Source organism: Pseudomonas sp. LF020, assembly GCF_053456425.1.
Genome location: NZ_JBRFIX010000005.1, coordinates 252,868 through 263,002, shown reverse-complemented (window position 1 = coordinate 263,002; position 10,135 = coordinate 252,868). Strand labels below are relative to the sequence as shown.

The window sequence follows — 10,135 nt, the reverse complement described above, 5'->3', positions numbered from 1 at the left end:
AACCTGCTGTGAAACCCAAGCAAAACCGATCGGGCGCTGCTGGCGCCCGATCGCTTTGGAGATTTGAATGTCATTGAATCCTGATATCGCCGCATTTCTGCAACTGGTCGGCAACGGCCGGGCCAGTGGCAAACGCGTCGGCATGCATGAGCTGACCCCGAGCGAGGCCCGTGAACAATTCGATCAGTCATCGTTGCTGATGGACGCCGGCGGTGAAGAACTGGCCGTAGTGGATGAGCTGCAATTGCCGGTGCGTGACGGTGCACTGTTGAACGCACGGATCTACAGCAATCATCCGTTGCAGGTGGGTGCCGGTCGTCCGGCACTGTTGTATTTCCATGGCGGCGGCTATGTGGTCGGCAGCCTCGACTCGCATGATTCGCTGTGCCGCGCGTTGGCCGCGCTGGCGGATTGTGTGGTGCTGTCGGTGGCGTATCGACTGGCGCCGGAACATCGCTTCCCGACAGCGGCCGATGATGCCCGTGATGCCTGGGAGTGGCTGGTGGCGAGTGCGGGCGATCTGGGCATCGATGCGGCGCGGCTGGCGATTGCCGGTGACAGCGTCGGTGGCAGCCTGGCCACGGTGCTGGCTGCGCAACTGACGGATGCCGCTGTGCAGCCGCGTTTGCAGGTGCTGATTTATCCGGTCACCGATGCCAGTCGCAGTACGCCTTCGATCGAGCGGTTTGCCGAAGGTTATCTGCTGGAGAAGGCTTCGCTGCAGTGGTTCTACGCGCACTATCAGCGTGAGGCCAGCGATCGTCTTGATCCGCGTTTTTCGCCGTTGCTCGGCGAAGTCCCGGCCAATGTCGCGCCGGTGTTGATGGTGTTGGCCGAGTGTGATCCGTTGCATGATGAGGGCGTGGCTTATGCCCGGCATTTGCAGGCGGCGGGGGTTGCTGTGGATTTGCAGGTTTACGCTGGCATGACCCATGACTTTATGCGGATGGGGGCGATTGTTGATGAGGCTGAAGAGGCGCTGGGGTTGATTGCTGGGCGGTTTGTAGAGGTGTTTGCTTTGGCTTGACGGGGTGGTTGGGTGGGGGGGGTGAATATCCGTTGCTGCGGTAACGGCGGCTTAGGGTTCCGCCCTTACGGCGGGTCACTTTTTCCAGACGCCGAAAAAGTAACCAAAAAGGCTTTACCCTGACGTTCGGCCCTCGCCTAGGCTCGGGTTCCTTCGCTGCGGGATTCATCCGGGGGGCAGCGCCTACGGTTTGCTTCGCTGCACCTCCTCTCGCTGTGTTTGGCTGCGCCAAACGGTCGCTGCGCTCCCACCCCCGGATAAATCCCTCCACTCAGCCTGCCGACGGGCCCTGAGATCAAAAGCTTTACTCGAGCTAACGCTCATTGTGTTGAGTGGGGCGGCTTCGCCGCATGGGGTGCACGCTCTCTAAATTGTAGGAGCCAGCCTGCTGGCGATGGCGGCCTGACAGCCGACCAAACTCCAACTGAATACACCCGATCCCACTGTGGGAGCTGGCTTGCCAGCGATGGCGGCCTGACAGCCGACCGATCTCTAACTGATGACACCCGATCTCACTGTGGGAGCGAGCTTGCTCGCGAAGGCGGCCTGACAGCCGACCAAACTCCAACTGAAATCACCCTATCCCCTGTAGGAGCTGCCGAAGGCTGCGATCTTTTGATCTGCTTTGGCTTTGGCTTTGGCCTTGGCTCTAGCTTTTGATCTTCAGCCCCTTCGGCAGGCCGAGCGTAGGTGTCCATCCGGGGGGGAGGCGCGCAGCGCCATGCGGCGGAGCCGCATACATCGAGAGGAGGTGCAGCGAAGCAAACCGTAGGCGATGCCCCCGGATGGACACCGTAGCGAGGGAACACTGAGCCTAAGCGAAGTGCCGTACGCCGGGGGAAGCCTTTTTGGTTACTTTTTCGGCGTTTGGAAAAAGTGACCCGCCGTAAGGGCGGAACCCTAGGAGGCCGTTACCGCAGCAACGGATATCCCCCCAAAACCCCAAGAGCCTGGTCGGCCCCAAGGCCGCCAAGCCCTAATCAGCAAAAAAAAACGCCAGCAAATGCCGGCGTTTCAGTGAGCGCTAAACGTATTACCAGTTGTAAGTCACGTCAGCAGTCATGGTCCGGCCTTCGCCGTAATAGCAGTCGAGGGTGCCGTTGCACGCAGCAACGTACTTCTCGTCAGTGAGGTTCTGCAGGTTGGCTTGCAGTTTCACGCCTTTAACATGCAGCGGCGATTTCTCCAGATCGTAGGAAACCATGGCGTCATACACGGTGTAGGACGGAATCTGGAACGAGTCCGACTCGTAATCCGAACCGTAGCTGCTGCGCACGTAACGGGCGCCCAGGCCCATGCCGAAACCGGCGAGGGCGGTGGAGATGTCGAAGTCGTAGTTGACCCACGCGGAAGCGGTCAGCGGTGGACGCATGGCCAGAGTGCGACCTTCACGACCGTCGTTGTCTTTCTCCCACTTGGTCTGGTTACGCGACACCGCCGCCAGCACGCGCAGGTTGCGGGTGACGTTGACCTTGCCTTCCAGCTCGATACCGCGCGAACGCACGGAGCCGCTCTGGGTGCTGAAGCCCGGGTTGGCAAGGTCGCTGGTCAGCATGTTGTCCTGATCGATCTGGTACGCCGACAGCTGGATGAAGCCATCGATGGCCTTCGGCTCGTACTTGACGCCGACTTCGTACTGCTTGCCGGTGGTCGGTTCGAAAGCGCCGCCGCTCATGTCGGTACCGGTTTGCGGCAGGAACGATTCGGCGTAGCTGACGTACGGCGTGATGCCGTTGTCGAACTCGTAGCCGAGGCCGGCACGACCGGTGAACTTCTCGTCTTTCTGGTTGCTGTGGCCGCCGCTCAGCGGTTGCTTGTTGTCGGTTTCGGCGAAGTCATACCGACCGCCGAGGGTCAGGAACCACTGGTTCCAACGCAGTTGATCCTGAGCGTACAGGCCGGTCTGGGTGATGGTGTTGTCCCATTTGTACGGCTGACGGAAATTGATCTGGCTGCCATACACCGGGTTGTACAGATCCAGACCCGGAGCGGTGCGGTCGTACAGGCCGAGGAATTTCGAATTGTAGTGGTAGTAATCCACACCCAGCAGCACGGTGTGCTCGACGTCGGCGGTGTGGAACTTGGCCTGGGCGATGTTATCGATGCCGTAGACCTTGTTGTGCTGCGACCAGTCCACCGCATAACGGCTCTGGTAGCTGCCGTCGTTGAGGCCGGTAACCGGATTGGTCGGGAACGAATAACCGTGCAGCGGCGCCACGTACTGGTCGTTGACGTCGGCGTAACGCGCGTTCTGTTTCAGGGTCCAGACGTCGTTGAGTTCGTGGGCGATCTCGTAACCGACGACGAACTGCTCGCGGTGGTACTTGTTCACGTCCGGCTCGCCGAGGAACAGGCTGCGGCTGATGCGCCCGGCCTGGCTGCGATGCACTGTGCCGTTGGCCGGCAGACCCTGGGCCTCCGGGACGTCGTGGTCTTTCTGGTACTGACCGAACACGGTGATGGTGGTCTGGTCGTTGGGCAGCCAGGTCAGGCTTGGCGCCAGCAGCATGCGGTTCTGGCTGGCGTAGTCGATGGCCGAGCCGCTGTCGTTGACCACACCGGTCAGGCGGTAGAGGAATTCGCCCTGATCATCGATCGGGCCGCCGAGGTCGAAGGCACCGTACTTGCGGTCATAGCTGCCGCCACCGAGCTTCACTTCGTGCAGCGGGGTCGCGGTCGGGCGCTTGCTGACCATGTTGACGATACCGCCAGGCTGGTTCTGGCCGTACAGCACCGAGGCCGGGCCCTTGAGCACTTCGACGCGCTCCAGGGTGTACGGGTCGATCTGCAGCGAACCGCCGGTGCTGCCGCCGCCGTAAGGCATGTGCAGGCCGTCGAGGTACAGCGGAGTAGGGGAGAAGCCACGGGAGGTCGGTTCGTCGAAGATCTTCACCCGGTCCGAGAAACCACCACCGGTCATGCCGGGGGTGTATTGCAGGGCTTCGGTGACGGTCTTCGAGCCGCGCATCTTGATTTCGTCTTGAGTGACGACGTTGATGGTCTGCGGGATTTCCTTGAGCGACGAATCGGTCTTCGAACCGGTGGCGCTGCGCTTGGCGACGATCCCGTCTACCGGGCCCCAGGCCGATTCGGCGGTGGCGGAAATGCTGGTCGGGGCCAGATCGAGGCTGGCACCGCCGGTGCTGCGCGAACGCAAGGCGACGTTGTTGCCCTCGACGCTGTAGGCGATGTTGGTGCCTTGCAGCAGTTGCGCGATGGCGGCGGTCGGTTCCAGGTTGCCACTGACCGCGCTGCTGCGCAGGCCACTGACCTCATCCGGGCTGTACAGCACTTGGAGGTTGGTCTGGCGACCGAATTCCTGCAAGGCGCTCCCCAGCGACTGGGCAGGAATATTGATCGCCACGGCGGCGGCCTGGGCCTGGCCGATCATCGGCACAGTCAGGGCCATGGCGCAGAACGCGGGCAAGGTGCAACGGAAGGAGCGGCGGATCAGCAGAGCCTTGGCGAGCGGGTGGAGTCCGTGCGGTGCGGGCATTGTTCTTCTACTCTTCAAAGTGTTGACTGAGAACTATTTCTATTAACTGTTAGTAAGACGTTGAGCCTTCCGAAAACCGGAAAGCTCAACGCCATTTTTTTTACAAATTTTTCACAGTCAGGCGGGTTGCAGCTCAGTGACCACTTTGCCGGCGCTCATGCGCACCAGTTGGTCGGCGACATCGAAGTAACGATCGTCGTGGGAAATGACGATGATGGTCTTGCCCAGAAGCTTCAGGTCCGGCAGCAGCTCGGTGTAGAAAATCCGCCGGAAAGTCGGATCCTGATCGGCGGCCCATTCGTCGAACACCAGCACCGGGCGCTCTTCCAGCCAGGCGTTGATCAGGGCCAGACGCTTGCGCTGGCCGGTGGACAGGTCGGTGGTGGTGAACGAGCCGTCACGCACGCTGACCTTGTGCGCAATTTCCAGGCGCTCCAGATATTGGTTGGCGTCTTCCGGGATATGGGTGTCGCCCTGGACCACGTCGTCGAACAGGTAATAGTCGGCGAAGATCGTGGTGAACAACTGGCGGTAATCGTCGCGGTTGGCGGCGTCGACGAGCTGCTGATTGAGGCGGATTTCGCCTTGCTGTGGCGCGTACAGGCCCAGCAGCAACTTGATCAGCGTGGTCTTGCCGCAGCCGTTTTCGCCGACGATGAAAATGATGTCGCCCTGTTCGATTTTCAGGTTCACCGGCCCCAGCCGGAACGGCTTGGCGCCTTCTACCGTCGGGAAGCTGTACGAGACATCGGTCAGTTCCAGGCTGTGCACCGGGGTCTTTTGGTGGCCCTGATCGCTGAGCAGCAAGTGCGGCTCGGGCGAGGAGAATTGCTCGGACAGATCGGCGATCCGGCGGAACGCGATTTGTGCACGACTGACGATCGGCAGGGTGCCGATGATGTGTTCCAGCGGCCCTTTCATGTACAGCAGCACTAGCACGAAGCCGCTCATCACCGCTTTGTCGGCGCTCGGCCACAGCGATTGCAGGCCCAGCGCCAGGCCGATCACCACGAAGAACAGCATCGACCCCAAAGTCTTTGCGACCACGAAAATGTTCACCGAACGCACCTGCGTGTCGCAGATCTTGTCGGCCGTGCCTTCGATGCCCGAGACGAACATGCGATGCCGGCGCGGGCGGTGGATGCGCAATTCCTTGGCGCCCTCGGCGACCGCGTGGTAGTGCTTCTGCAACTCGTCTTCGTAGTCACGGGCCTTGAGGAAACCCTGCATGCCGCGCCCGCGCGCGATGTACTGAATGACCGTGCCGATCAGGATCGCCACCGCCATCATCAGGAACATCGGCCACGACAACATCGCCAGGTAGCCCATGCAACCGAGGGTCACGGTAAGGGAAATCGCCAGCGGCGCAAAGGCGAAGGCGAAGTCGCTGATGGTGTCGACGTCGTGGGTCAGCACCGGAATCAGCCGATGGCTGCGATAGCGCTCGATCTGCTCGATCGGCGCCGAGAGGACTTTTTCGCCGAGCTCTTTGCGCAATTTGGCGATGATGTGCTGGCCGACGAAATTGGTGCCGATGTCGGAAAAGATCGAGCTGGTCAGGGCCAACAGACACAGGCCGGCAAACACCGCGACCATGGTGCTGGTCAGTGCGCCCTCGGCGTGCAGCACGTTGTTGATGGTCGCCAGCAGCGCGGTGACGCTCAGGCCACCGACCATGCCGAGCAGGATCGACACGCTGACGATCAGTCGAAAGGGTTTGAGCAGGGCGAACAATTCATTGATCACCCCGCGTGTTGGTTTGCTCATGGAGGTTCCCTGCTTGAAGGAGCGGCGAACACCGGCACTGCGCGTGGGGTTCGCCTGGATGACGTAGAGGGCGGTGGGCGCGCCATGGAGGATCGCGCCCACCTGTAGAACGACTGGCAGGACGGCTAATTTAGCCGGGCGATGGCGTTACAGATCACGGGCGACCCGGAAGCCGATCCAGTCGCCACGGGTGTCGGTGTAGGTGGCGTTGCGGTTGCCCGAACGCGAGAACACCGGCGCTTCGCCCCAGTCGTTGCCACGGATGCGCCGCACTTCGCACTTGCCGCTCAGCCAGGCACTGCCATCGCTTGGCGCGCCGACGTAATTCTCGTTGTAGCAATCGGCGGTCCACTCATAAATATTGCCGTGCATGTCGTAGACGCCGAACGCGTTGGCCGGAAAGCTGCCGGCCGGCGCGGTGAAGTTGTAGCCATCGGCGGCGCCGTAGGTGTTGGCGTGTTTGGCGATGCTGTATTCCTTGCCCTCGTCGAACGGGAAGGGGAACGGGCCTGTGCTGCCGGCGCGGGCGGCGTATTCACGCAGCGACTCGCTGACCAGCCGGTATTGCTGGCCGGTCTTCTTCGACAGCCAGGCCACGTAAGCTTCGACTTCCGGGAAATCCATGCACACCGCCGGGTGCTTGTCGGTGTACTGCTTGCGCGGGTCGCTGCCCTGATAATCCGGGATGCCCGCCTTGCACGCGCGACCGGGGCGCGTGTCGCCGTCGGGCATCTTGTAGCCGCTGTCCTTGAGGTAGGCGTCCCACTCGCCGCGCAGTATCTGGAAGCGGCTGATCGCCAGCGGTTTGGCAAACGTCACCGGGTGCATCGGCCCTTCGTCCGGCTCGCGGCCGACCTCATCCTCCGGGGTGCCCATGGTGAACGTGCCGGTGGGCAGCACGACCATTTCCGGGCAGTCCTTGCAGTCCTTGAACACCTTGCCCGGCGCAGGCGGGGTGGCGGCCTGCGCGGCGCCCGGCAGCAGGCCGGCGGCGAGGGCGGTGAGCATCAGCGCCGGCAGCGCTTTCAAGGAAAATCGACGCAGTTCACTGTTCATTGCGAGTCTCGCTAAAAGGAAAAAGGGAGCGTCCGGGTCAAAGGGCCTGATCGAGCACGGCCAGCAAGCGGTCGATTTGCTCTTCGTCGTTGAGCAGCCCCGGTGCGGTGCGGATCACCGGGCCGACGTCACGGTGCACGGCATCGGCCACCACACGGTTGGCCATCAGGTGCGCGGCAATCTTGTCGCTGTCCTTGCCCTTGACCCGGAAGAAGGTGAAACCGGCGGACAGCTCGGGGCTCAGTGGCGTCACCAGTTCGATCTGCGGACGTTGCTGCAGGCGTTGTTTCAGGTAGCTGTTGAGCGCGTGAATGCGCGCTTCGACCTCGGCCTTGCCCAGCTCAAGATGCAATTTGAAAGCTTCGTCCAGCGCCCAGCGGTGCTCGAACGAGTGATAGCCGCCGGGCGTCATGGTGGTGGAAAACGCCGTGGCTTCGGAGAACGTCGGAATGATCGGGGTGACGTACCTGACCTCGGCGAAGCGACTGCAGACGATGCCGGTGCCACGCGGACCGAACATCCACTTGTGGGTGCCGGCGATGAAGAAGTCGCAGTTCATTTGTGCGAAGTTCAGGTTGTCCACGCCGAAGCCATGTACCCCGTCGACCACGTAAACGATGCGGTCGGCGTCGCTGCGACCGCGGTTGTGCTTGTCGACGATGGCGCCGATCTCACCAATGGGCAGTTTCATGCCGCTGCCCGAATGCACCCAGCACATGCCCAGCACCCGGGTTTCGGGGCGGATGGCGCCGTCGATGGCAGCGAGGATTTCTGCTTTGCTGGCGTTGTACGAATCCTTGAACAGGCGAATCTTGCGCACCCGGGTGCCGTCGCGTTCGCTACGCAGGGCGAGGATGGTGTGGGTCGCGTAGTGCTCGTGCTCGGTGGTGAGGATTTCCTGATCGGGGCGCACGTGCACGCCGCCGTAGATCGTCGTCAGACCTTCGGTGGTGCTGCCAGTCAGGGCGATCTGTTTGGCGTCGGCTTGCAGATAGCGACCGGCCCAGACCCGCACGTTCTCTTCGCGTTGTTCGATCACGCCGAGGTCCCAATCCATGGCCAGTCCGGGATTGTTGTCGAGGGCGGCGCGGTGCCGCTCAATCGCCTCGCGCACCGGTTTCGGGTGCGAGGTGATCAGGAAGTTGGAGAAGTGCAGATACGCCGGATCCTGATCGAACAACTGCTGCAACCGCGTCCATTTGTTGCCGGTCACGGGCGCGGCGTTCGCGGCACCGGCGACATTCGGCAGGCTCGCGCCCAGTGGCAGCGCCGCCGCGAGAATCCCCGCCTGCTTCAAGAACTCACGACGATTGCTCATGGCTTGGCAGTTCCCGGCGCGGCGGCCAGGGCCGGTTTCGCGGCTTTCTCGACCTGATCCCAGACCCGCAGGAAGTTGCCGCCCCAGAGCTTGGCGATGTCCGCTTCGGAATAACCGCGCGAGATCAGCTCGGCGGTGACGTTGCGAATTTCGCCGACGTTCTCGAAACCTTTGACGCCGCCACCTTCGTTGAAGTCGGAGCTGATGCCGACATGGTCGATGCCGATCTTGCGCACCGCGTAATCGATGGCATCGCCCAGATCCTTGAGGCTGGCTTTCGGTTCTTCTTCGAGGATGCCGTAGAGGCGGCTGGCGTACTGGCCAAACTTCTGCTCGGACCACGCCGCAATGATCGGGTCGCCCGGCATCAACGCCATCGCCAGGTTCGGCAGCGGCGGCAGGTCGAAGTCCTTGCGCATCTCGTTGAGTTTGTCCTGGGTGTGCTGGGTGAGCGGACGCAGGTACTGCGAGAACGCGACGATCTGCACCACGCCGCCGCTGTTTTTGATCAGCTGCATTTCCTTGTCGCTGAGGTTGCGCGGAATGTCGACCATTGCGCGCGGTGCCGAGTGCGAGGCCACCAGCGGCGTGCGGCTCAGTTGCGCGACTTGCTCGAGGGCCTTGGTCGACATTTGCGAGACGTCGATGATCACGCCCAGATCGTTGAGGCGCTTGACCGCTTGCTTGCCCAGATCCGAGAGGCCGTCGAGGGCGTCCGGCGAATCATTGAGGAATGGCAGCGGCCGCGACGAATCCGCCCAGTCGTTGTTGCCGATGTAGCTGAAACCGAACATGCGCATGCCGCGCGCGGTCCACAGGTCCAGCAGGTTGAGGTCGTGGCCCAGTGGATAGGCGTTGAGCATGCTGATGAAAATCGCGAATTTGCCTTCGCCGTGCAAACGCCGGAAATCGTCCGGGGTGTAGGCGATGGCGACCTGATTGGGGTAGTCGCGAACCATCCCGGAGATGATCTTGAAGCGGATTTCCTGCTGGTTGCGCGCCTCGTCGACGAAGCCGGGGGTCGGCTTGTGCGGGGCGTTCGGGCCGTTCCACATTTCCGGCCAGCCGAAGATGGTCAGGGCGGCGCCGGACAGGCGCCCACGGTTGGCCTTGGCGAGGTCGAACTGGCCGTCGCCGTCCTTGTCGGCTTCGTGGCCATCGGTGCCGAAATTTTGCGTCAGGCTGACATGGCTGTCGAAAGAGAGCATGCGTTCGTGTAGCTCATCGGCCTGCTTCATGACTTTGGCCGGGTAGCCGAGGTCGTCCTTGAACCAGTGGTGCCACACGGCAAAGCCTGCGCCGGCGCTGATCGCCAGAGCCAACGGCAGGCCGATGAATAGAGCCTTTTTCGAACGTGGTTTTGTCATTGCCATCTCAGTCAGGTTCGCCATCGAGTTGCAGGCGCGGAGGCCTTCGCTATCTGGGAGGAACGAGTGGTTGGCTGTGGAATTTAGCTCGTCTGCTTAAAAGA

The 10,135-nt window shown here is 62.0% G+C and carries 6 protein-coding genes; 1 reads left to right on the top strand and 5 read right to left on the bottom strand.

All coding sequences use genetic code 11. From position 1 onward, the window contains the following. The first annotated feature begins 67 nt into the window (after positions 1-67). Positions 68-1,027, top strand: a complete 960-nt coding sequence (locus tag ACU680_RS14340) for an alpha/beta hydrolase (RefSeq protein WP_448179782.1) — start codon at positions 68-70, stop codon at positions 1,025-1,027. A gap of 1,033 nt (positions 1,028-2,060) precedes the next feature. On the opposite strand, the gene ACU680_RS14335 is transcribed toward ACU680_RS14340, so the two are convergent. The 5 genes from ACU680_RS14335 to pvdM all read right to left on the bottom strand — a co-directional run bounded on the left by ACU680_RS14335 (position 2,061) and on the right by pvdM (position 10,031). Further along, the gene (locus ACU680_RS14335) at positions 2,061-4,523 is read right to left on the bottom strand and encodes a TonB-dependent siderophore receptor (protein ID WP_367084001.1); all 2,463 of its coding nucleotides are present in this window, start codon (positions 4,521-4,523) and stop codon (positions 2,061-2,063) included. A gap of 117 nt (positions 4,524-4,640) precedes the next feature. After that, positions 4,641-6,290 carry a cyclic peptide export ABC transporter gene (locus ACU680_RS14330; RefSeq protein ID WP_448179781.1) on the bottom strand — a complete coding sequence of 550 codons (1,650 nt, stop codon included), beginning with the start codon at positions 6,288-6,290 and terminating at the stop codon, positions 4,641-4,643. Positions 6,291-6,437: 147 nt separating this feature from the next. Beyond that, on the bottom strand, positions 6,438-7,346 hold the full coding sequence (gene pvdO, locus ACU680_RS14325; RefSeq protein WP_448179780.1) for a dihydropyoverdine dehydrogenase: 909 nt from the start codon (positions 7,344-7,346) through the stop codon (positions 6,438-6,440). A 37-nt stretch (positions 7,347-7,383) separates the two neighbouring features. Continuing rightward, complete coding sequence (gene pvdN, locus ACU680_RS14320; protein ID WP_448179779.1) at positions 7,384-8,664, bottom strand: pyoverdine-tailoring periplasmic protein PvdN; 1,281 nt, start codon at positions 8,662-8,664, stop codon at positions 7,384-7,386. Next, positions 8,661-10,031 (bottom strand): pyoverdine-tailoring dipeptidase-like protein PvdM, encoded by a 1,371-nt coding sequence (pvdM, locus tag ACU680_RS14315; protein WP_202369706.1) that lies wholly within the window; start codon positions 10,029-10,031, stop codon positions 8,661-8,663. The genes pvdN and pvdM overlap by 4 nt, the downstream gene beginning before the upstream one ends. Between the last annotated feature and the right edge of the window lie 104 nt (positions 10,032-10,135).